The 22,535-nt window shown below is 41.7% G+C and carries 20 protein-coding genes and 1 other annotated feature; of the genes, 2 read left to right on the top strand and 18 right to left on the bottom strand.

Annotated features, from left to right (window positions below; all coding sequences use genetic code 11):
• Nucleotides 1-11 precede the first annotated feature (11 nt).
• The 11 genes from trxA to zapA form a co-directional block, all read right to left on the bottom strand.
• Nucleotides 12-326: a thioredoxin gene (gene trxA, locus CSV76_RS02370; RefSeq protein ID WP_029052960.1), complete on the bottom strand. Its 315-nt coding sequence runs from the start codon at nucleotides 324-326 to the stop codon at nucleotides 12-14.
• Between the two features lie 85 nt (nucleotides 327-411).
• Complete coding sequence (locus CSV76_RS02375) at nucleotides 412-1,386, bottom strand: electron transfer flavoprotein subunit alpha/FixB family protein (protein ID WP_085426481.1); 975 nt, start codon at nucleotides 1,384-1,386, stop codon at nucleotides 412-414.
• 36 nt (nucleotides 1,387-1,422) lie between these two features.
• A complete protein-coding gene (locus tag CSV76_RS02380) occupies nucleotides 1,423-2,196 on the bottom strand; it encodes an electron transfer flavoprotein subunit beta/FixA family protein (RefSeq protein WP_085426482.1) in 774 nt (257 codons plus the stop codon).
• Between the two features lie 23 nt (nucleotides 2,197-2,219).
• Entirely contained in the window at nucleotides 2,220-2,993 is a 774-nt protein-coding gene (locus CSV76_RS02385; RefSeq protein WP_085426483.1) for an enoyl-CoA hydratase, read from the bottom strand.
• Between the two features lie 26 nt (nucleotides 2,994-3,019).
• Nucleotides 3,020-3,604, bottom strand: coding sequence for a fatty acid metabolism transcriptional regulator FadR (locus CSV76_RS02390; RefSeq protein WP_085426484.1), 585 nt, complete (start codon nucleotides 3,602-3,604; stop codon nucleotides 3,020-3,022).
• 89 nt (nucleotides 3,605-3,693) lie between these two features.
• The gene (locus CSV76_RS02395; RefSeq protein ID WP_099624647.1) at nucleotides 3,694-5,397 is read right to left on the bottom strand and encodes an AMP-binding protein; all 1,704 of its coding nucleotides are present in this window, start codon (nucleotides 5,395-5,397) and stop codon (nucleotides 3,694-3,696) included.
• Nucleotides 5,398-6,144: 747 nt separating this feature from the next.
• On the bottom strand, nucleotides 6,145-6,558 hold the full coding sequence (locus CSV76_RS02400; RefSeq protein ID WP_085426487.1) for a DUF350 domain-containing protein: 414 nt from the start codon (nucleotides 6,556-6,558) through the stop codon (nucleotides 6,145-6,147).
• 63 nt (nucleotides 6,559-6,621) lie between these two features.
• Complete coding sequence (locus tag CSV76_RS02405) at nucleotides 6,622-8,979, bottom strand: endonuclease MutS2 (RefSeq protein ID WP_099624648.1); 2,358 nt, start codon at nucleotides 8,977-8,979, stop codon at nucleotides 6,622-6,624.
• 16 nt (nucleotides 8,980-8,995) lie between these two features.
• Nucleotides 8,996-10,702, bottom strand: coding sequence for a DNA polymerase/3'-5' exonuclease PolX (gene polX / locus CSV76_RS02410; RefSeq protein ID WP_099624649.1), 1,707 nt, complete (start codon nucleotides 10,700-10,702; stop codon nucleotides 8,996-8,998).
• An 86-nt stretch (nucleotides 10,703-10,788) separates the two neighbouring features.
• On the bottom strand, nucleotides 10,789-11,328 hold the full coding sequence (locus tag CSV76_RS02415; RefSeq protein ID WP_085426490.1) for a CvpA family protein: 540 nt from the start codon (nucleotides 11,326-11,328) through the stop codon (nucleotides 10,789-10,791).
• Nucleotides 11,329-11,338: 10 nt separating this feature from the next.
• Nucleotides 11,339-11,599 carry a cell division protein ZapA gene (gene zapA / locus CSV76_RS02420; RefSeq protein WP_085426491.1) on the bottom strand — a complete coding sequence of 87 codons (261 nt, stop codon included), beginning with the start codon at nucleotides 11,597-11,599 and terminating at the stop codon, nucleotides 11,339-11,341.
• 174 nt (nucleotides 11,600-11,773) lie between these two features.
• Between zapA and rnhC the strand changes: the two genes are divergently transcribed.
• Nucleotides 11,774-12,712, top strand: a complete 939-nt coding sequence (gene rnhC, locus CSV76_RS02425) for a ribonuclease HIII (RefSeq protein WP_099624650.1) — start codon at nucleotides 11,774-11,776, stop codon at nucleotides 12,710-12,712.
• Nucleotides 12,713-12,770: 58 nt separating this feature from the next.
• On the opposite strand, the gene pheT is transcribed toward rnhC, so the two are convergent.
• The 3 genes from pheT to CSV76_RS02440 all read right to left on the bottom strand — a co-directional run bounded on the left by pheT (nucleotide 12,771) and on the right by CSV76_RS02440 (nucleotide 17,373).
• The gene (gene pheT, locus CSV76_RS02430) at nucleotides 12,771-15,182 is read right to left on the bottom strand and encodes a phenylalanine--tRNA ligase subunit beta (RefSeq protein WP_099624651.1); all 2,412 of its coding nucleotides are present in this window, start codon (nucleotides 15,180-15,182) and stop codon (nucleotides 12,771-12,773) included.
• A gap of 12 nt (nucleotides 15,183-15,194) precedes the next feature.
• Entirely contained in the window at nucleotides 15,195-16,232 is a 1,038-nt protein-coding gene (gene pheS / locus CSV76_RS02435; protein ID WP_085426494.1) for a phenylalanine--tRNA ligase subunit alpha, read from the bottom strand.
• An 82-nt stretch (nucleotides 16,233-16,314) separates the two neighbouring features.
• Nucleotides 16,315-16,549: a binding site (T-box leader), on the bottom strand.
• A gap of 53 nt (nucleotides 16,550-16,602) precedes the next feature.
• The gene (locus tag CSV76_RS02440) at nucleotides 16,603-17,373 is read right to left on the bottom strand and encodes a TrmH family RNA methyltransferase (protein ID WP_085426495.1); all 771 of its coding nucleotides are present in this window, start codon (nucleotides 17,371-17,373) and stop codon (nucleotides 16,603-16,605) included.
• 82 nt (nucleotides 17,374-17,455) lie between these two features.
• Between CSV76_RS02440 and sspI the strand changes: the two genes are divergently transcribed.
• Nucleotides 17,456-17,671 (top strand): small acid-soluble spore protein SspI, encoded by a 216-nt coding sequence (sspI, locus tag CSV76_RS02445; protein WP_085426496.1) that lies wholly within the window; start codon nucleotides 17,456-17,458, stop codon nucleotides 17,669-17,671.
• 236 nt (nucleotides 17,672-17,907) lie between these two features.
• On the opposite strand, the gene CSV76_RS02450 is transcribed toward sspI, so the two are convergent.
• The 4 genes from CSV76_RS02450 to CSV76_RS02465 form a co-directional block, all read right to left on the bottom strand.
• Nucleotides 17,908-19,530: a long-chain fatty acid--CoA ligase gene (locus tag CSV76_RS02450; protein WP_085428964.1), complete on the bottom strand. Its 1,623-nt coding sequence runs from the start codon at nucleotides 19,528-19,530 to the stop codon at nucleotides 17,908-17,910.
• 223 nt (nucleotides 19,531-19,753) lie between these two features.
• Complete coding sequence (locus tag CSV76_RS02455; protein ID WP_085426497.1) at nucleotides 19,754-20,212, bottom strand: small multi-drug export protein; 459 nt, start codon at nucleotides 20,210-20,212, stop codon at nucleotides 19,754-19,756.
• Between the two features lie 103 nt (nucleotides 20,213-20,315).
• Nucleotides 20,316-21,281: an ornithine carbamoyltransferase gene (argF, locus tag CSV76_RS02460; RefSeq protein ID WP_085426498.1), complete on the bottom strand. Its 966-nt coding sequence runs from the start codon at nucleotides 21,279-21,281 to the stop codon at nucleotides 20,316-20,318.
• A gap of 147 nt (nucleotides 21,282-21,428) precedes the next feature.
• Nucleotides 21,429-22,514: a M42 family metallopeptidase gene (locus tag CSV76_RS02465; protein WP_085426499.1), complete on the bottom strand. Its 1,086-nt coding sequence runs from the start codon at nucleotides 22,512-22,514 to the stop codon at nucleotides 21,429-21,431.
• Between the last annotated feature and the right edge of the window lie 21 nt (nucleotides 22,515-22,535).

Here is a 22,535-nt window from a genome sequence, read left to right on the forward strand (position 1 = left end):
GTCCAATGTATTTATGCGTGTTTTTCAACTAGTTGTGCAAGTGCTTCTTTAGGTTGGAAGCCTACTACCTTCTCAGCTACTTCTCCATCTTTAAAGAGTAGAAGTGTTGGGATCGACATGATGCCGAACTGGCTAGCAGTTGCTTGGTTGTCATCAACGTTTACTTTTACAATGTTCGCTTTTCCTTCTAATTCACCTGAAAGTTCTTCAAGTACAGGAGCGATCATTTTACATGGTCCACACCAAGGTGCCCAAAAGTCTACTAGTACTACGCCTTCTTTTACGTTTTCAGCAAAGTTCGAATCAGTTGCATTGATAATTGCCATTATTATTTCCTCCTTAGTGTTTAACTATATTCGTATTATATCACGGAGGTATAGAAGGGGCTAAAAAAATGCCTGTACCGAAACATTAGCTGACTTTAATCTTTTTAATTTCTTCAATCATGATCGGAATGATCTCGAAGATGTCACCCACGATACCGTAGTCTGCAATTTTAAAGATGTTCGCTTCTGGATCTTTATTGATCGCGACAATGACTTTAGAGTTGGACATACCGGCTACGTGCTGGATTGCTCCAGAAATTCCAGCTGCGATATACAAGTCTGGAGTAACAACTTTACCCGTTTGACCAATCTGTAGTGAATAGTCGCAGTAATCTGCGTCACACGCTCCACGTGAAGCACCAACCGCACCGCCTAGAAGATCAGCCAATTCTTTTAAAGGCTCAAATCCTTCTGGTCCTTTAACTCCACGACCACCCGCTACGATTACTTTTGCTTCAGATAAATCTACACCTTCTGTTGATTTACGTACTACGTCTTTGATAACAGAACGAAGATTTGTAATATCTACAGTTTTTGCTGTTACGTCCCCTGAACGGCTTGCATCATGTGCTAACGGCTCAATGTTGTTCGGACGGATTGTGATAAATTGTAAACCTTCTTTAATTTCCACTTTCTCAAATGCTTTACCAGAATAGATTGGACGGATGAATTCTGCATCATCGCCTTCTCCTTCAATTTTCGTTACATCTGAAATCAATCCTGTTCCAAGCTTACTTGCAATTTTGGGTGATAAGTCTTTACCCATAGCTGTGTGACCGAACACTACACCGTCTGGAGACTCCTCTTCGTAAACCGCCATGAATGCTTGACCGAAACCGTCCGGCGTGTAGTACTTCAAGTGCGGGTGCTCAACCGTTACTACTCGGTCCGCTCCATAATGAATCATTTCTTCACCTAGTGACTGAACTTGATCGCCAATAAGAACAGCGACAACTTCTCCACCGCCTGAAATATTTTTTGCTGCTGCAATTGTTTCAAATGATACGTTACGTAGTTCTCCATCACGTGCTTCACCTAAAACCAACATTTTCTTTGACATAATGTAGTCCCTCCTAATTACGGTTCTCTATATGAATTAAATTACTTTCGCTTCGTTACGCAATAATTTTATAAGTTCAGCCGCTTGATCTGCTGGCTCTCCTTCAAGTACACGCCCCGCTGATTTTGCTGGTGGTAAGAAGACTTCCTTTGTTTCCGTCTTCGCTTCTACATCATCTTCCTCTAGATCTAGGTCATCGAACTCTAAGTCTTCAAGAGGTTTCTTCTTTGCTTTCATAATCCCAGGCAAAGAAGGATAACGTGGTTCGTTCAGACCTTGTTGTGCTGTAACTAGAAGTGGTAGGGATGTTTCAATAGTTTCTGAATCCCCTTCAACGTCTCGTACAACTGTTGCGTTCGTTCCGTCTATTGTTAATTCAGTAATTGTCGTAACATAGTTAATCCCAAGCAATTCTGCTACACGTGGTCCTACTTGTCCTGAACCGCCGTCGATAGCTACGTTACCCGCTAGAATCAAATCAGCATCTTTGTCTTTTAAGTAATCTGCAATGACTTTTGCTGATGTATATTCGTCAATATCATCAATGTCGTCTTCAATATTGATGAGTACTGCTTTATCTGCACCCATTGCCAATGCCGTACGCAATTGTTTCTCGGAATCTTCGTCACCGATTGATAATACAGTAACTTCCCCACCGTGTTCGTCACGTAGTTTAATAGCTTCTTCTACTGCGTACTCATCGTATGGGTTGATGATGAATTCTGCACCATCTTCAGCAATGGCACCGTTTGAGATTGAAATTTTTTCTTCCGTATCAAATGTTCTTTTTACTAATGCATAAATGTTCATTAATAGAACCTCCTATTCGATAATTACTTCCCGGTAAATGTAGGTTGACGCTTTTCAATAAACGCTTGAATACCTTCTTTTGCATCTTCAGAAACAAATACTTCTCCGAATGACTTTGCTTCTGCTTCCACACCATCATAGAATGACTGGTCTTTGGAATAAGAAAGCATATGCAATGCATGCTTCACTGCAATCGGGCTCTTTTGAGAAATCTTCTTCGCAAGCTTCAATGTCTCATTTGAAAGGTCTTCATCTGAATACGCATGATTTGCAAGACCCCATTGTACTGCATCTTCACCTGAAATCGGATCGCTTGTCAACATGATTTCTGTTGCTTTCGCTACACCGACTAAACGTGGCAAACGCTGTGTTCCTGCAAATCCAGGTATTAGCCCGAGTTGCAATTCAGGCAGGCCAAGTTTAGCACTTTTCGTTACCAATCGGATGTGGCAAGCCATTGCCAACTCCAAGCCGCCACCAAGTGCTGCACCATGAATGGAAGCGATTACAGGTTTAGGGAAGTTTTCTAAGCGTTCGAAAACTTCTTGACCTTTACTAGATAGATTCGTGAACGCTTCACCCGTGTGTACTGTAGTGAATTCTTTAATATCCGCACCAGCTGAGAAGAAACGACCTTCTCCATAAAGAACAATAACACGAATATCGTCGTCATGCTCTACGCTAGTTAACAGTTGGTCCACTTCTTCAATCAATTTCGAAGACAGTGCGTTCGCGGGTGGATGGTCAATTTTCGCTAATGCGACATGACCGTCTTTCTCCAAGTTAATCAATGTCATCTACTATCTCTCCTTTAGTGCAATGCTTACTGCTGTTTGTAGCCATGTAGTAGCATATCGCTAACTTTAGGCGCTAAGCTGACTAAATTAAACTTCTGTTCGTTCATCACCCAAGAGGTAATTGTCTCATCCATTGTGCCAAATAACATCTGTCTTGCTAGTCTGAGATCTAGATCAGGAGATAACTCCCCCTTCTCTACCCCTTCTTCAAGCAAAGTATCCAACAAAACCATATATTCTTTCAACACATTATTGATTTGGAATCGCAGATCTTTATTTGACTGTCTGAGTTCCAATTGTGTGACGATCGCTAAGTGAGGATCTTCTTGCAGCACTCTAAAATGACTTTCTACAACCAGTTGCAACTTTCCTGCAATGGGAAGATCTTTTTTTAATATCTCTTTAATATTCTCTACGAAAATCGCCATTTTTTCCCTGAATACGGATATAAGAATATCTTCTTTATTTTTAAAATACAAATAAATCGTTCCATCAGCGACTCCAGCTTCTTTAGCAATTTTCGAGACTTGCGCTTGGTGGTACCCATTTTCCGCAATAACAACTACTGCAGCATCTACTATTTGTTTATATTTAGGTTTTGTCCGCTTCATTATGTTTCACCACCAAAAAAGAAAATATGAATGATGATTCATTCATATTTTCATAGTAATATTATTTTGAGTTTTAGTCAAGCATTTTGTTACGAACTTTTTAATGTATTCTTATCTTCTGTTAATTTCTTTCGTTCTTCTTCTACTAATGTTCTGCGTAGAATTTTTCCTACCGCCGTTTTGGGAAGATCTTCACGGAAATCATATTGCTTTGGTACTTTAAATGCCGCTAGTTGTTTTCTGCAATACGTATCTAATTCTTTTTCCGTTACTGAATGTCCTTCTTTTAAGACAATATATGCTTTAACTGTTTCACCCCGGTATGGATCAGGCACTCCTGCGACGATACATTCTTGAATAGCTGGATGTTCGTAGAGGACTTCTTCGATCTCACGTGGATAGACATTAAATCCACTTGCGATAATCATATCTTTTTTACGATCCACTATATAAAAGTATCCGTCTTCATCCATATACCCTAGATCTCCAGTCAAAAACCATCCATCACGGAAAGACTCTTGTGTATCATCGGGTCTATTCCAATAACCTGTCATGACTTGAGGTCCTTTTACCGCAATTTCACCAATTTCTCCAACTGGCAACGGTTCCGTAGCCCCTGGTCCTAGTACGCAAGCATCCGTGTCAGGCCATGGAACGCCAATAGAGCCACGTTTCTCAAGTCCATCCCACACAAAGTTCGCCATTGCAACTGGAGATGTTTCTGTTAAGCCGTACCCTTCTACGAGTTTTCCACCTGTTATCGCTTCGAATTTCTCTTTTACTTCAATTGGTAAAGCAGCCGATCCGCTAATACAGGCTTTAATAGAAGATAGATCGTATTTTTCTAGATCCGGATGATTCAGCAAACCTATATAAATAGTAGGTGCTCCTGGAAATAGGGTCGGTTTGAGTTTGTCAATATCTTTCAACGCAGTCTTAAAGTCGAATTTAGGTATCAGTACCATTTTATGACCCTTCATTACTGCGAAGATCAGTACTGTCGTCATTCCATAGACGTGGAAGAATGGTAGAATACCCATAATCGTTTCTTCGCCATCTGTCGTTTTGTACAACCACGCACTACACATTTCAGTATTGCTGATTAAATTGGAATGTGTCAACTCCACGCCTTTTGGTGGTCCTGTAGTCCCCCCAGTGTATTGCAATAAAGCAATATCGCCTGTCTCATAAATTACATGGATTGGATCTGCACTCGTCGTTTTCATTATTTCAGTATATAAATGATGAATACCACGATGTTCCACTTTTACAGTGAGTTTGTGTTCCTTCTTCTGAATAAATGGATAGACTAAATTCTTCGGGAATGGAAGATAATCTTTAATCCCCGTTATAATAATATTCTCAAGCGCTGTTCCATTCATTGCTTTTGAGACACGCGGGAACAAGATATCAAGTGAAATAATAACTTTTGCACCCGAATCGGATAGCTGATAATGTAGTTCGCGTTCTGTATATAGTGGGTTTGTCTGAACAACAATTCCACCTGCATAGAGAATACCAAAGTACGCAATGGCCCCTTGCGGACAGTTCGGAAGCATGATGGCTACGCGGTCACCCTTCTCTACCCCCAGTTTTTGCAAATAGGTAGCAAATTTCAACGCAGACTCATGAAATTCTTTGAACGAGATGTCTTTCCCAAGAAAATGAATTGCCGTTTTGTTGGCATATTTCTTGCTGGACCTTGTTAAATAGTCTTGCAATGGAATATTTTCATATTCCAAATGTGTTGGGATTTCTTTTGGATAAATAGCAAGCCAAGGTTTTTGTGTCATCTTCACAACTCCTTTACAATATTGTAATTGTTTGAACATTCCTTGTTCATTAGTATATCGATAAACTATTTAGTTTACAAGATAAATATGAAAGCGCTTTAATTATTTGGTTAAATACCTCTTAATCTATGTTAGTGTGAATACTATTATGCATTTAGTGATATAGAGAGGCTGGCAGGGTGTTGGGGTGGGAATTTGCGCTTCGGAGGGGACGCTTTCCGGAGGGCGGGCGGTGAACCACACCCCTTCGCTTCGCTCGCAGGGTGTTTCACCTGTCCCGCTTATCCTCCAGGAGTCGCCCCTCCTACGATCCAATTCCTTGCAATGCAAGCGGGTGAGACTTTTTGTTGTGCATTAAAATAAGTGTTGTAATCGATTTTGAACTGTAGAACTTGAAACTAAAGAAGTTAAGACAAAACAATAATTCACACACTACTTACAGGGAGTGATCTAAGTACTAGCACTATCAACGTAGGATGGAAGTGGAAGTTGGCGGCGAACTGGTTGGCTCACCGCAGGCCCATGGGAAAGCGTCCGCCGACTGGCGTTTCCATCCCATTATACTCACAAATTCGCTCACCATTCCCAAGTACTCGCTTTTGAATTTAAAATAACCTCCCAAAACTAAAAACACACCAAGACCAAGGTCAAGGTGTGTTGTTGAAGAGCCAGTATACTCCGACGAGCACGAAGAGTACACAGACTACCAATAATATCTTAATTAATCTCTCCATAATATACGATCTCCTATGAAATACTGGCGCCGATGACGAATGACAGACCTACGGAAATACAAAGTGAGATGAAGCCGACGGAGCGATTGTCTGCCTGGATCTCCTCGTCCACTTTAAACTTAGGCGTCAGGAACTCGAACAGTAAATAAGCGAATACAAGAAGCATGAAACCGTATAAGCCCCAGGCCATCATCTGCGGTAAGCTGTTGTGCTGCTCGATAGAATAGCGGAAAATATTGGCGACACCAAAGATCTTTCCGCCTGTCGCCATAGCCACTGACAAATTCCCTTTACGAATCTCTTCCCAGTTTTTATATTTTGTTACGATTTCAAATAACACCATTGACACGATCAAGCACAGTGTAACAACACTGAAATAGCCCGCTGTCTCAACTAATGGATGACTCCAAAATCCCGTATGATTCATAATTTGGCACCTTCTTTATGTTCTCTTGCTTGTCATACGGTCCAAGCGGTAGAAAGGTTTCATTTATTTTAATTCCACGACGGTTACGCCACTACCGCCTTCTCCTGCTTCACCGAAACGATACGACTTTACTCGCGAATGCTTCTTCAAGTATTGCTGGACACCTTGTCGTAGTGCACCTGTCCCCTTACCATGAATGATATTCACTTGGTGGTAGTTGGATAGCAACGCATCGTCAATATACTTCTCTGTACGTACTAGCGCGTCTTCGTATCGTTCACCACGTAAATCTAGCTCCATCTTCACATGTTCGGAACGACCACGCACTGCAGCAGCCGTAACATGTTTCTTTTCTTTTTCAGGCTTGGTGTATTGCAATCCGGATTCAGGTAATTTCATCTTCAAAATTCCGATTTGAACAACCCATTCTTTATCGGATACTTTTTCGACGAGAGTTCCTTTTTGTCCGTAAGCTAATACTTTCACTTCGTCTCCTGTTTGTAATGGACGAGGTCCTGCTTGCGCCTTAATAGTCTTCTTTTTCTTTTCTTCAGGTGCAGCACCTTCTAAACGTTTTCGAGCTTCAATTAACTCGTGCTCTTTGACGCTAGCTCCTGCATTCATTCGAAGTGCACGTAAGTCTGAAATAACCGCTTCGGATTCAGTTTTGGCTTGTTCCACGATCTTTTTCGCTTTCTCTTTGGCTACTTCTGTTAAACGGTCTTTCTGTTCTTCAAATTCTTGTAATTTATCATGTAATTCTTTTTTCAATTTTTCTGTTTCTAGGAGTATGTCGTGTGTCCGTTCAGCATCCTTTTCAGATTGCACACGGCTCGTTTCAAGTGAAGCAATCATAGAATCTACTTCCCCACGGTTTTCTCCTGTGAAACTCTTTGCACGTTCGATCACATGATTATGCAATCCTAGTCGTTTTGAAATTTCAAATGCATTACTACGTCCAGGCACACCGATTAGTAATCGATAAGTCGGACTTAGCGTATCAATATCGAATTCAACACTCGCATTGGCTACACCAGGACGGTTAAAACCATACGCTTTTAGTTCTGGGTAGTGAGTAGTCGCCATCACACGTGCGCCACTCCCATGCACTTCGTCAAGAATTGAAATAGCAAGTGCGGCACCTTCTTGCGGATCCGTTCCCGAACCTAATTCATCGAATAATAAAAGAGAACGATTATCAAACTTTTTCAATATATTGACGATGTTGACCATATGAGAAGAGAATGTACTCAAGCTCTGTTCGATCGACTGCTCATCGCCGATATCGGCATAAATTGAATCAAAGACGGCAATTTCAGAACCATCTAGTACTGGAATCGGAAGACCCGCTTGCGCCATCAATGTGCAAAGTCCAACCGTTTTTAGCGTGACGGTCTTACCACCCGTATTCGGACCGGTAATAACAATCGTCGTAATGTCCTGACCGAATTCAATCGTATTCGCTACTGCTTCATCTATCGGCAAGAGAGGATGACGTGCTTTTGACAGGCGCATATAACCGTCTGCGTTCACAGCTGGCTTGGTACATTTATTTGCAGTACCGTATTTGGCTTTCGCTAAGATGACATCTACTTCTGCTAATAATTGCACCAATGTGAATAGCTCATGTGCGATTTCCTGAACACTGGCAGACAAGGCAAGTAAAATCTTTTCAATTTCCTCTTGCTCCTTGACTTTCAACTCGCGAATTTCATTATTCGCCTGAACAACTGCATCGGGCTCGATAAATAATGTTTGGCCTGATGAAGACATGTCATGAATCACTCCACCATAATGAGAGCGATATTCGGCTTTTACAGGAATACAGTAACGATCATTACGCATTGTTACAATTGCGTCAGAAAGCATTTTCGATGCATTCTTCCCTCTTGTGTAACTTTCAAGACGTTCACGTACACGGCTTTCTTGGATACGTAAGCTTTGGCGAATTGAACGTAATGCGGACGAAGCACTATCCATTACTCGACCATTATCATCGATAGCTGCGTTCACTTCATGCTCGATTGCAGTGAGGATGGGCATCGCTTCTTTACGTGCAATTAAATGCGGAATGGAAATCTCATCTTCAGCTGTAACAGCTTCTAAAAATTGACGAAGAATTCTACTGGCACGGATTGTGTCTGCAATTTCTACTAGTTCCATCGCACTCAGCATTCCACCAATTTGTGCGCGTTTGGCATGAGATCGAATATCATGAATCCCACCCATCGGTACATTTCCGCGTATCCGTAATAGCGCCAATCCTTCATCAGTCTCTTCCAGTAAGCGACTGACCTCTTCGAGACTCGTTGACGGTACTAATTGTTCTATGTGAGCACGCCCAGCAATGGACGTACATTGTGCTGATACTTGTTGAATGATTTTATCAAATTCAAGTGTTTTTAAGACACGCTTTTCCAATGTCTTACACTCCCTTTCATCTACGAATCACTTTCTCAATAAACGTTTCAAGCGGCCATGTGTTGATGACCTGTTCTGCAGGAAGCCATGCCTTTTGTGCGTACTCCACGCCAATCGGCATAATATCAAGTTGTTCTGTCGCATGCGCATCTGTATTGATCGCAATATTGACACCCGCTTCGATTGCTTGGATTAAGTGTTCCGTGCGTAAATCCAAACGGTATGGACTCGCGTTTACTTCTAATATTTTACCGTATTCGCTCGCCCACTTGATGAGCTGCTCAATATCGGGATTATAGCCTTCACGTTGACCAACAATACGGCCAGTTGGATGAGCAATCATGTGTACATGCGGATTTTTACATGCGGCATGCAAACGCTCCATAATCTGTTCCTGAGGTTGATTGAAACTAGAATGAATGGATGCAATGACAAAGTCTAGCTGTTCCAGAATTTCGTCTTCGAAATCCAATGTCCCATCCGGAAGAATATCCATCTCAGTACCACAGAATACTTCTATGTCAGCGTACTTTTCATTCACTGCACGAATTTCTTCAATTTGCTTTAGCAAACGTTCGGGTGTTAAACCATTTGCTACTTTTAAATAATGCGAATGATCGGTGATGACCATGTGTGAGTAGCCTTTTGCACGACAAGCTTCCACCATTTCTTCTATGGAATATCCTCCATCTGACCAAGTTGTATGCATATGCAAGTCAGAACGGATCAATTCCGGTGTGACAAGTTTTGCAATTTCATCTGTTCGATCAAGTTCCGTTCCATCCTTACGAATACTTGGTGGAATGAATGGCAAATCAAAATGCGCAAAGAATTCCTTCTCACTTGAAAATGTCTGCACATGCCCCGCTTCATCTTCTACACCATACTCACTGATTTTCTGTTTGCGACTTTTAGCCAGCTGCCGCATTCGTATGTTATGTGCAGCGGAACCGGTAAAGTGATGGAGAGCAGTTGCGAATTGGTCTTCATTGACAAAACGAAAGTCTGCGTCGATTGGATGTTCTGTATCAAGTGAAATGGATAATTTGGCATCGCCTGCCGCAATCACTTTTTCGATTGGCAATGCAGCTAGTATTTTCTCACGAACAATTTGTGGTTGCTCTGTTACAAGAATCCAGTCCACATCGGAACTCTCTTCTTCACGTCTACGGTGGCTACCCGCCACTTGATACTTCTGAATCTCATCAATCAATTCTAATTCAGCCTGAACAATGTCAACAACTTTTGCAACTTGCCAAATCGGTGTCTTACCAGATCGTTGTGCAAGTATTTCAATTTCGCGCAGTAAGTTTTCTTCCGTCTTTTTACCGAAACCGGGAACCTTGCTTACTTCTTGTCTTTCGCAAGCCGCTTGAAGAGATTCAATTGAATCTATATTCAACGCTTCACGGAGCTTAGCTATTTTCTTTCCACCAAGACCTGGGATATCCAACAGAGGAATTAAACCTTTGGGCACCTTCTCCTCCAGTTCAGTTAATGCATCTGACGTTCCTTTTTCCATTAGATCGATAATAACGGCACCCGTTCCTTTACCGATTCCCTTCAATGAAAGAATATCATCCATTTCAGCAAGACTTCTGGTATCCAATTCTAGGATCGAAGCCGCTTTTCTGAACGCTGCTACCTTGAAATGATTTTCTCCAAGTAACTCCATGTATAATGCGATTTTCTCAAACGTGCGGATTATAGTCTTTTTATTCAAGTCAGTATCCTCCTCACTCTGTTAAAAAAGCTTCCACGCGTTCGGGAAGCTTTTGGTTCATATGTACAGTACATTATTTACTTGCGTTAGCCTATATAAACGAACCACCAATTTTTTATTGCCGAGGAAATAATCGGTGTGTGTTCAAACATTGCTTTCGCTAGCATAGAATGACTCAATGAATTCTGGATTACCTCAATCGGCAGCATGGCCAGTAAAGATAATGCAAAAAAGATAAGTACGTAAAATTCAATAAAGCCTAGTGCAGCACCAATCAGACGTGCACCGAAACCAAGTATTGGTAAATGCTTCAAAAAGTCCAACATGGAACCAATTAATTGTAGAATCAATTTCATTCCGACAAATATCAATATAAATGCGATTAGCCGGTAAAACGTCATATCCATATCCAAGTTTTCGAATGTCCAGCTAAGTGCATCTGCCGCAGTCGCACCAGGATATGGTATCCATAAAATTAATTTTTCTGCTAGAGGCTTGTAGAACTTATACGCTACAATCACCGATAAGATCAATCCAAACATATGGATGAGCTGTACGATGAATCCACGTCTAAATCCTGCGATTAAGCCGCCTACCAGCAATAAAATGATGAGTAAATCTATCATGTTTTGCCCCTCAACCCTTCAATTTTTTCAATTCTTCTTCTAATTCTTTTACTTTGTCCCGCATTTTCAAATATTCATTTACACTATTTACCGCCGTCAGAACAGCAATTCTTTTGCTGTCAAGATGCCGGTTATGCTTACTAATTTCGCGCATTTTTTCATCAACGAGCGAGGCTACATAACGCACATGTGAAGCCGGTTCCGTACCAACAACCGTATATGTTTGTCCGTAGATATCAACTGTCACTCTTGCCTTTTTTTTGTCCGCCATTGTTACGACCTCCCCCTAAAAACCCTCTCATAATCATACCATGAAAATCGATTACTTGTGAATCAATTATGCCTCATATTGACATGAGGTTCGAATTTTTGACATTATTCTTCAGTACAGACTCTAGTTTCAGGTATACTGAGGAATAGATTATTTCAAGGAGTGGGTAAATATATGAGCCATCAAGTCATTGTTCTGTCTGAAAAAGAAATGCCAGAAGTAGTTCGCTACTATGGAACGAATAAAGTGATTCGCAATGCACCAGGTGTCATTTTCGCAGCAAAAACTTCCGATACATCCATCACTGCCTACCGTTCGGGAAAAGTGTTATTTCAAGGAGCAGGTGCGGATAGAGAAGCTGCACGCTGGAGTGCTAATGTTTCTATTTCTGCAGTAGCGAAACCGAAGCCATCAGGAGCAACAGGAGATACGCTACCCGCAAACTTTGCATCACTATCTGTTCTTGGATCGGATGAAACAGGTACTGGCGACTTTTTCGGCCCTATCACAGTAGCTGCTTGCTTTGTCAGTAGCGATCAAATTGAATTGGTAAAGGAACTAGGAGTAAAGGATTCCAAACAACTGACGGATGCGTATATGCAACAAATCGCAAATGACTTAAAGGAAGTCGTCACCTACTCTGTGAAAACGCTCGATAATGCTGCGTATAACGACATTCAAAGCCAAGGATGGTCGCAAGGAAAAATTAAAGCGATCCTTCATAACCAAGCACTTCAGGAAGTATTGGAAAAAATAGATCCAGTCGTACCGGAACATATTTTAATCGATCAGTTTGCTCAACGAAAAACCTATTTCAATTACTTAAAAGATGAATCCAACATCATTCGTGACAAGGTTCTTTTTTCAACAAAAGCTGAAAACCTCCACGTATCGGTAGCTACTGCCTCTATACTGGCACGGGTTGCTTTCCTCGAAGCAATGGATCAATTAAGTATTGAAGCAGGTGTAACACTACCTAAAGGTGCAGGACCAAGAGTTGATCAAGTAGCTTGTCAGATTATCCGCAAAAAGGGAGAGCCTTTTTTACACTCCATCACGAAAGTTCACTTCGCCAATACTCAAAAAGCTTTGAAATTAGTGTATAAGAAATAATTTAACGGTATCAAAAGAAAATCTGGCCGCCCAAATGGGTAGCCAGATTTTCTTTTTATTATGAGCGAAGTTGTGCATTTGCTTGGACTGTTAATGCATCCAATACTTTACTATGCGCATTGACGACATCTTCGTCCGTTAATGTACGTTCAGGATCAAAATATGTGAGTGAGAACGCAACAGACTTTGTTCCTTCTTCCACATTCTTTCCTTCGTATAGATCAAATAACTGAACTTTTTTCAGTAATTTACCGCCCGCTTGATGGATAATCTTCTCTAACGTAGCAGACGATGTATCTCGATCAACAACCAAAGCAATATCGCGGGATATAGATGGGTAGCGAGGAACAGCTGTATACAACAGTTCTTCCGTTGCAGCTTGCATAATAGATTGCAAGTTCATTTCCATAACGTACGTTTCCTGCAAGTCCCGTTGGTTTTGTACTGTCGGATGGACTTGACCGATGATTCCTACTGACTGATCATCCAACCAAACTGTCGCAGTACGACCCGGGTGCATTTGATCGACAGTCGCTTTTGTGAATTGGACTCGTTCAAGCAAACCTAATTGCTCAAATAGCCCTTCTACAATTCCTTTCATGACGAAGAAATCAACTTTTTTCGTTTCACCTTGCCAAGCGTGATGAACCCATTTGCCCGTCACTACTGCGGCAACGTGTTCTACTTCTTTCGGCAAGCCATCTTCTTCGATACCTAGGAAAACAGATCCTGTTTCGTAAAGTGCAATCGATTCATTTCGACGTGCCACATTATACGTTGTTGCATCTAGTAGGTGTGGAATGATACTTTGACGAAGAACACTGCGTTCTTCACTCATTGGCATAAGTAATTTCGTTACAGGTGCGGTCTCCAATGCAAAAGCCTGTGCATCTTTTGGTGAAGCTAATGAATATGTCAGTGCTTGTGAAAGACCTGCCGACTCAAGGAATCCACGAACGATGCGACGCTTTGCTTGATAAGGAGTCAAACCTCCTGGTGTACTTTCTACAACCGGTAATGTTTTTGGAATTTCATCGTAACCATATAGTCGTGCAATTTCTTCAATCATATCTTCTTTGATTTTCAGATCTTGACGACGTGTCGGAATATCCATTACCAGTTGGCCATTGATTAGTTCGGTAGGTATTTGCAAACGGTCCATGATCGTTTTCATTTCATCCATTGCAATCTTCATACCCAAACGATTATTCACGTAATCAGGAGAAAGAATGATTCTTACAGGTGTTTTGTCAAGTTCGTCGAAGATTACAGACCCTTCTAGAACTTCTCCACCTGCAAGTTCTGCCATCAATTGCGCAGCTCGCTCTGCCGCTTCGGCTACACGATTCGGATCGACACCTTTTTCAAAACGAGTGCTTGCGTCGCTGCGTAGACCTACTTCTTTAGACGTTTGACGAACAGAACCTGGTGCGAAATAAGCAGACTCAATAACAACAGTCGTTGTTCCTTCATATACTTCCGAATTAGCGCCACCCATCACTCCAGCAAGTGCAACGGGCTCTTTGCCATTCGTTATAACCAATTGACGATCATTCAATGTACGTTCTGACTGATCAAGCGTCACCATCTTTTCACCTTCACGAGCATGACGTACGACAATCTCTTTTGTTTCGAGACGATCATAGTCAAACGCGTGAAGTGGCTGACCGTATTCCAACAATACATAGTTCGTGATATCAACCACATTATTATGCGGACGAATACCTGAAGACATCAACGTGTTTTGCAACCACTGAGGTGATTCTGCAACCTTGATGTTTCTCACTACTTTGGCCACGTACATTGGATTGTCTTCAGGCGTTTCAACTGTAAGTTTCAAAGCATCTTGAGCTTTCTCTGCAGATGCTACATAAGAAATTTCCGGAAGTTTGATATCTTTCGATAAAATGGCTCCTACTTCATATGCCACACCAAGCATACTCAATGCGTCAGAACGGTTTGGCGTTAAATCGAATTCCAAAACGCGATCATACAAACCAAGATGAGTCAAAGCGCTATCTCCAGCACGGACATCATTCGGTAAAACATATATTCCTTCTGCGTACGCTTTCGGAACCAATTTGCCTTCTATGCCGAGTTCTTGCAATGAACAGATCATACCGTTAGACTCTTCGCCACGAAGTTTTGCCTTTTTGATTTTCATGCCACCAGGTAAAACAGCGCCTGGACGCGCGACAATTACATTTTGTCCTTCTGCAATATTTGGTGCTCCACAAATAATTTGTGAGATTTCTCCACCTACATCTACTTGACAGATATGTAATTTATCCGCTTCTGGATGTTTTACACAATCATTTACGTGTCCAATGACGATATTGTCCATATTGAATGAACGATCAATAATACCATCTACTTCTATACCGGCACGAGTGATTTTCTCAGCCAGCTCTTCTATGGAAAGTTCATTCCATTCTACGTAATTACTTAACCAATTTGTTGATACTAACATCAGTATTCCTCCTTATGCCTCTGTCCGGTGGAATTGTGAAATAAACCGAATGTCATTCGTATAGAAATGACGAATATCTTCCACTCCGTATTTTAACATCGCGATTCTTTCAGGCCCCATGCCGAATGCAAATCCTGTAACTTCTTCCGGGTTGTAGCCAGCCATTTCCAAAACATTAGGATGCACCATACCCGCTCCCAATATTTCGATCCAGCCTGTTTTCTTACAAACGTTACAGCCTGAACCGCCACATTTGAAACAAGATATATCCATTTCAACTGAAGGCTCGGTGAATGGGAAGAAGCTTGGACGCAAACGAATTTCACGCTCAGCACCGAATAACTTCTTCGCGAGTAGATCAAGCGTACCTTTCAAATCACTCATGCGGATGTTTTCACCCACGACAAGTCCTTCAATTTGAGTAAATTGATGGGAATGCGTCGCGTCATCTGAGTCACGTCGATATACTTTACCAGGACAAATGATCTTAATAGCCGCTCCGTCTTTCGCTTCCATAGTTCGCGCCTGGACAGGAGACGTATGTGTGCGCAATAAAATATCTTCTGTAATATAGAAGGAATCCTGCATATCGCGAGCTGGATGACCTTTTGGCAAGTTCAATGCTTCAAAGTTATAATAATCTTTCTCTACTTCTGGGCCTTCTGCAATTTCATACCCCATACTGATGAAAAAGTCTTCGATTTCTTCTACAACACGAGTCAGTGGATGGTGGTTACCAAGTTCAACAGGACGACCTGGTAATGTAACGTCTATTGATTCATTTTCCAGTTGTTCCTGGATTGCTTGTTGTTCAAGCATCACTTTACGTTCTTCAAGAATTTCCGTAACACTTTCACGGATTTCATTGACGAGCGCCCCCATCTTAGGACGTTCTTCAGCAGGCAGTTTACCCATTCCTTTTAACAGGTCAGTAATCGGACCTTTTTTCCCAAGATACGCTACGCGTACATCGTTCAATTCTTTGACAGTATTGGATTCTTTGATTTTCAGCATGACTTGTTCTTTTAGTTCGTGCAACTGTTCTTTCATGTGTACTTGCTCCTCTCTCTATTTCAGTGGTAATCGCATACTTCCCGTTAATTTATCGGAAAACAAAAAAACTCGCCCCTATAAAAGGGACGAGGTCGATTTCGCGGTACCACCCTGATTAGTTTGCATCAAAAATATGATACAAAATCACTTGAATTGGAATAACGGTCCTTTGCCGGCACGCCTTTACATGTCTGGTCCAAGCGTGCAGCTCGCGGGGTGAACTTCAATGGAACATCGTTTTCCACACTTTCAGTCGAGGTGTGAAATCCCTGATCACGTGTTGGCCATTTACTTTTCCCGGTCATTGCTATTTTCTTTGATTCGCCTTCTAGTATACCGTAAAACGTTTACGCCTTCAATAGCGATATCATGACTGACGCAGTGTATAGAGCAATATGCCTGTCGCAACTGCCACATTTAATGATTCAGCCTGACCGTATAATGGAATTTTCACTACATGATCTGCTTGGGATAGCAACTCGTTATCGACACCGCTTCCTTCATTGCCTACTAGTAACGCAAATGAGGATTGTGCTTGCAATTCGTTAAGAGAAATTGCTTGCTGCAAACCTGTACCGATGATCGGAACGTTGTGAGCTTTTAGACGTTCGATCCACACCGTCAATTCTTCTCGAACTACAGGAATGTGGAAGTGTGAGCCTTGTGCTGAACGTACCGTTTTCGGATTGAACGGATCTGCACATCCCTTGCCGAGTACCACTGCATCAAGACCTGCTGCGTCTGCTGTACGAATCATCGTACCGATATTGCCTGGATCTTGTACAGCATCAATTAGTAATACTTTCTTCCATTGATGTTGATCAGCTTCCTCATATTGTGGCTGTTTACAATAAGCAAAAACACCTTGCGTTTGTTCCGTTTCAGAAATTTCTTTTGCAACTGCCGCTGTCAGTTCAATAATCGGCGCATTCCAGTGTGCCGGAATTTCAATATCTTCGCGTGCAAGCAATTGAATAACCAAATCCGGCTGTTTAATAGCTTCTTCTACAAGATGAAAACCTTCCACAAGAAACTCTTTCGTCTGATCTCGTTCTTTTCTCGTCGTCACTAATTTCTTCCAATGCTTCACTAAAGAATTCTGAGTTGATTCAATTCGTTTATTCAAGAGGCTGTACATCCTTTTTTCTTTTTAGTGTACCAAATCAGCGTATATTTAGCGACTTTTGTGGAAAAGATACGAATAAAGGAGGCTGATGCAAATGAATTTCCAAATACGTGATGCAATTACAGCAAACATGACAAACAATAGTTCCACTGACGTTCGAGGCGTAATAGACGACGCCATACAAAGAGGAGAAGAACACCTTCTACCTGGACTAGGCGTATTTTTTGAACAACTATGGAAGCGTTCCGACGAAAAAGAAAAAGAAGAAATCACAAACGAACTTTCCCAATCATTCGCACAAGCACAATAAAAAGGTGTGTGAGGAAAGGCAAAAGAGATGCCACAGTCATTACAATGGCATCTCTTTTTGTCTTAACTTATTCAGATTCAAGTACTGAAGTTCAAAATAGATTACAGCACTTACTTTAATGCGCAATAAAAAGTATCTTCTATTCGCATTGCAAAGGATTGGTGTGGAGGAAAGGGACAATTACTTTATTTTTTATCCATCTAAAAAGTAGTGAAGCGATGCATCTCCGTGTCCTTTTACTTGCTCGTATAATGCTCCTTCAACTGATCACGCAACGCAGCTTTCAAGAACTTTCCGACTGACGTCTTCGGAATCTCCTTCACAAACAAAACTTCATCCGGAATCCACCAACTCGCAAATTGTCCCTTTAACGAATCCTTCAACTCTTGCACCTTCGCATCGTCTTCCGCCACATTTTCATTCAACACTACGCAGGCTAGCGGACGTTCCATCCATTTCTCGTGGGGAACCGCAATCACGGCAGCCTCGTAGACATCTTTATGTGACATTAACGCATTTTCCAAATCGACTGACGAAATCCATTCGCCACCACTCTTGATAAGATCTTTCGTACGATCCATCAACTTTAGGTAGCCATCTTCTGTCATAGCAGCAATATCTCCTGTATACAGCCATCCGTCTTTGAATGCTTCTTCCGTACGTTCATCCTTATAATACTCGTCCGCGATCCATGGACCTCTAACGGTTAATTCGCCCATCGTCTTACCATCCCACGGCACTTCTCCGTTTTCATTGATTATCCGAATGTCGAGTCCCGGCATAACTAAACCTTGCAACGCACGCGTGTTGATTCGTTCTTCTGTCGACAAGTTGTCCATAGAGGAAGTAAGAACCGATAGACTAACGAGTGGTGTCGTTTCCGTCATACCATAGCCAACAATAAACGGTATGTTGTATTTTTCTTCAAATGCACGAATCAAGCCTTTAGGAGATGCGGAGCCACCACACACAATGGCACGAAGTGATGAAATATCATGTGATGCTTGCTCGAGCTCTTTTAATATAGCTAGAAAAACGGTTGGAACGCCAGCTGTCATTGTCACTTTTTCACTTTCAATCATGTCAAGAAGTACAGAAGGATTGAATCCCGGGCCAGGTAATACTTGGGTTGTCCCATAGAACACACCAGCGAATGGAATTCCCCACGCATTTGCGTGGAACATCGGCACGATAGACATCGCGACGTCACGTTCGCACAGCCCCATAGCATCTGACAATCCGAGTGCATAACTGTGCAGCACTAATCCTCTATGAGAATAAATCACGCCTTTGGGCTGACCTGTAGTAGCCGATGTGTAACATAAGCCTGCTGGAGTATTTTCATCTAAATCTTCTGGATAGTCATATTCATCCGAAGCACTTTCCAATAACGCTTCATATGAATGGACGTTTTCTAACGTAGTTTCAGGTATTTCCTTACTGTCACTCATGACGACAAAATGCTTTACCGTTTTCAACATAGGTGCCATTTTCTCAAGATGAGGGAAAAACTCTTCGTCCACTAGCAAGATTTCGTCTTCTGCGTGATTAATGATATACATAATATGTTCAGGCGATAGCCGAATATTGATCATGTGCAAGACTGCTCCCGTACAAGGCACCCCAAAATAGGCTTCCAAATGGCGGTGATGGTTCCACGCAAATGTACCCACTTTTGTTCCATGTCCCATTCCTAGCTTTGTCAATGCATTTGATAGTTTACGTGTTCTCTTCGCCCATTCACGATACGTAAAACGCTGTATGCGTTGCTCTCCTGTACGTGAAATGATCATCTTGTTTGGAAAGAATCGTTCTGCCCGTGTAATAAATGTTGATAGAATCAATGGGGTTTGCATCATATCCATCCGCTCCTCTTTTTTAGAAGTGAAATTATCAATCCGTCGTGCATGATTCAAAGCATGTACTCTTCATTTCAATGAAATCGATGCGCAGATGGAATGATTCTCAGGATGTACTCTATGCGCAAACGAGTAGTACTATGAATAGTTGTTAACGTTACTTTCTGAATATAGTATATACGTTGTCAAACTATTCTGTCTACATAATTCTGTAGTATATCGCTTACGCTAATTTTTGACGTGTCCAAAAGAATACGTCAACTCCCATAACCGTTAACGTTCCAAATACAACTGACCAGATCGCAAGACTAATTAGTAGCCAAATGGCGGTCTGAGATTTGGAAGAACCGAGCGCCAACGCTAAAAATGCAGCCAGATGAGAGCCTATGAGAACCGGACCGAGAAGGGCAAGGCCAGGTATACCAAAGCGCTTCCAAATACTTTCAGCCCGTGCAGTACGTTTTGACGGAGCATTCGCATCCGTTTTCTTTCTACTTTCCCACCAGTCTTTTAACTTTTGAAAGATCATAATTTCTAATATTATAGTCAAAGCATTTCCTGCAAATCCAATTAGTACGGCAGTTGCCAAAGGCATTCCACGTAAAATACCGAGCGGAACTGCCACCAGCACTTCAAACCCTGGCGCTGCACCTGCAAGAAACACAAGTAGATATGTTAACAAAAAGTTTCCTCCCCTACTCCGATTCCATTCAGTATATCAAATGATAGGAAGCAGAGCATAAAAAAACTGTTTTCCACGTAAAGGAAAACAGCTAATCAATTTATTATAGTAATGAAGCAATTACCGCTTTTTGTGCGTGCAGACGATTTCCTGCTTGTTGGAAGACATACGAGTTCTTACCATCGATTACGGAAGTCGATACTTCTTCTTCACGATGTGCTGGAAGACAGTGCAAGAATACATAATCTTTTTTCGCATGACCGACCAATTGATCATTGATCTGGAAGTCTTTAAAGTCGATCAAACGCTGCGCTGCTTCTTCTTCCTGCCCCATACTTGTCCAAGTATCTGTATAAATAGCGTCTGCATCAGTAGAAGATTCGATTGGGTCGTATGTTGACGTTACGCTACCACCGTTCAACTCGGCAATTTTCTTTGCCTTTTCAAACAAACCTGAATGATATTCATAGCCTTTTGGTGTTGCGACAGAAACGTGCATACCCATATGTGCACCTGCAATCACTAATGAATGCGCAACGTTATTTCCGTCTCCAATATACGAAAGTTTCAAGCCTTTTAAATCCCCTTTAACTTCTTTGATTGTCAGTAGATCTGCCATCGCTTGGCACGGATGAAATAGATCCGTTAAACCGTTAATAACAGGAACTGTTGTATGTTCTGCCAATTCTTCCACCATTTTATGAGATTTCGCACGGATCATCACGCCATCCAAAAACTCGGACAATACTTTTCCAGTATCTGAAACGGATTCGCCACGCCCAATCTGTAAATCACGCGCATTCATGAAAATGCCATGTCCGCCTAACTGGATCATGCCCACTTCGAATGAAATACGTGTACGTGTGGAGTTTTTTTCGAAAATCATACCGAGTGTCTTACCTGCTAAAATGTCCGGCGTCTTACCAGCCAATGTATCCTGTTTCATGTCATATGCCAGTTGCACGAGATACGCGACCTCTTCGCTAGAATAATCGAGTAGTGTTAAAAAATCGCGTCCTTTTAAGCTATCTTTTTCTATAAGTGAAGTTGTTTGATTTGTTTTTACCATTTTTTAATCCCCATCCATCCATTTGAAGTATGTATAAACTAGTATACATATGTATATTTATGAAGTCAAATGAATTTTTATAACTTATCGTATAATTTAATTAAAAAGACAACGATACTTTTGAGCATCGTTGTCTACTAGTATTATTTATTCAAATGTAATGTTTTTTACTTCATTTGCATCAAGGCGTTTAACGACTTCCACTAAAAGTTTCACTGTGTTTTCAAAGTCTTTACGGTGAAGCATAGCCGCATGACTATGAATGTAGCGTGTTGGAATACAAATCGCCAATGTCGGAGTTCCTGTTCCGCTTACATGAATTGATCCGCCATCCGTGCCGCCACCGGACATAGTTGCAAATTGATACGGGATATTCAGCTCTTCTGCTGTATCCACTACAAAGTTGCGTAATCCTCTATGAGACACCATCGAAGCATCATAGAGTAAGATTTGTGGACCTTCGCCCATTGTTCCAATAGATTCTTTCGCAGTAACACCAGGTGTATCACCAGCAATACCTACATCGACAGCGAAACCGATATCCGGCTGAATTTTATTCGCCGCTGTTTTAGCTCCACGCAAACCTACCTCTTCTTGAATTGCTCCCACACTATACAAACGGTTCGGGTGTTTCTCATCTTTCAACTGCTTCATCACTTCAATCGCGATTGCACAGCCGATACGATTATCCCATGCTTTTGCGAGCAAGTAGTTTTCATTTTTCATCACGGTAAATTCGAAGTATGGCACAATCATATCGCCTGGAAGAACGCCCCATGATAGAACCTCTTCTTTTGTCTCAGCACCTACATCAATGAACATGTCTTTAATATCGACAGGTTTCTTGCGAGCTTCAGGTGTCAGGATATGTGGCGGCTTTGAACCAATCACGCCTGTAATCGTCTCGCCTGAACGTGTAACGATGGACACTCTCTGCGCAAGCATAACTTGTGACCACCAGCCACCAACTGTTTGGAAGTAAATGAAGCCTTTATCATCGATTCGTGTCAACATGAAGCCTACTTCATCCAAGTGTCCTGCGATCATAATCTTCGGTCCGTTTGCATCGCCTTCTTTGGTTGCAATCAGTGAGCCGAGTCCATCATGATCGATTTCATCTGCATAGGGTTTAATGTGCTTCGTCATGACGTCCCGTGCTTCACGCTCATTGCCCGGGATTCCTCGTGCATCTGTTAAATCTTTTAGCATCTCTAATGTTTCATCCAGTTTCATAAAAGATTCTGCCTCCTCATT

Source organism: Sporosarcina sp. P17b (assembly GCF_002743115.1).
Taxonomy (GTDB): Bacteria; Bacillota; Bacilli; order Bacillales_A; family Planococcaceae; genus Sporosarcina; species Sporosarcina ureae_C.

Excerpts from the sequence above, each read along its gene's own strand:
- trxA (WP_029052960.1), bottom strand. The coding sequence starts at position 326 with ATGGCAATTATCAATGCAACTGATTCGAACTTTGCTGAAAACGTAAAA.
- CSV76_RS02375 (WP_085426481.1), bottom strand. The coding sequence starts at position 1,386 with ATGTCAAAGAAAATGTTGGTTTTAGGTGAAGCACGTGATGGAGAACTA.
- CSV76_RS02380 (WP_085426482.1), bottom strand. The coding sequence starts at position 2,196 with ATGAACATTTATGCATTAGTAAAAAGAACATTTGATACGGAAGAAAAA.
- CSV76_RS02385 (WP_085426483.1), bottom strand. The coding sequence starts at position 2,993 with ATGACATTGATTAACTTGGAGAAAGACGGTCATGTCGCATTAGCGAAA.
- CSV76_RS02390 (WP_085426484.1), bottom strand. The coding sequence starts at position 3,604 with ATGAAGCGGACAAAACCTAAATATAAACAAATAGTAGATGCTGCAGTA.
- CSV76_RS02395 (WP_099624647.1), bottom strand. The coding sequence starts at position 5,397 with ATGACACAAAAACCTTGGCTTGCTATTTATCCAAAAGAAATCCCAACA.
- CSV76_RS02400 (WP_085426487.1), bottom strand. The coding sequence starts at position 6,558 with ATGAATCATACGGGATTTTGGAGTCATCCATTAGTTGAGACAGCGGGC.
- CSV76_RS02415 (WP_085426490.1), bottom strand. The coding sequence starts at position 11,328 with ATGATAGATTTACTCATCATTTTATTGCTGGTAGGCGGCTTAATCGCA.
- zapA (WP_085426491.1), bottom strand. The coding sequence starts at position 11,599 with ATGGCGGACAAAAAAAAGGCAAGAGTGACAGTTGATATCTACGGACAA.
- rnhC (WP_099624650.1), top strand. The coding sequence starts at position 11,774 with ATGAGCCATCAAGTCATTGTTCTGTCTGAAAAAGAAATGCCAGAAGTA.
- pheT (WP_099624651.1), bottom strand. The coding sequence starts at position 15,182 with ATGTTAGTATCAACAAATTGGTTAAGTAATTACGTAGAATGGAATGAA.
- pheS (WP_085426494.1), bottom strand. The coding sequence starts at position 16,232 with ATGAAAGAACAGTTGCACGAACTAAAAGAACAAGTCATGCTGAAAATC.
- CSV76_RS02440 (WP_085426495.1), bottom strand. The coding sequence starts at position 17,373 with ATGTACAGCCTCTTGAATAAACGAATTGAATCAACTCAGAATTCTTTA.
- sspI (WP_085426496.1), top strand. The coding sequence starts at position 17,456 with ATGAATTTCCAAATACGTGATGCAATTACAGCAAACATGACAAACAAT.
- CSV76_RS02450 (WP_085428964.1), bottom strand. The coding sequence starts at position 19,530 with ATGATGCAAACCCCATTGATTCTATCAACATTTATTACACGGGCAGAA.
- argF (WP_085426498.1), bottom strand. The coding sequence starts at position 21,281 with ATGGTAAAAACAAATCAAACAACTTCACTTATAGAAAAAGATAGCTTA.
- CSV76_RS02465 (WP_085426499.1), bottom strand. The coding sequence starts at position 22,514 with ATGAAACTGGATGAAACATTAGAGATGCTAAAAGATTTAACAGATGCA.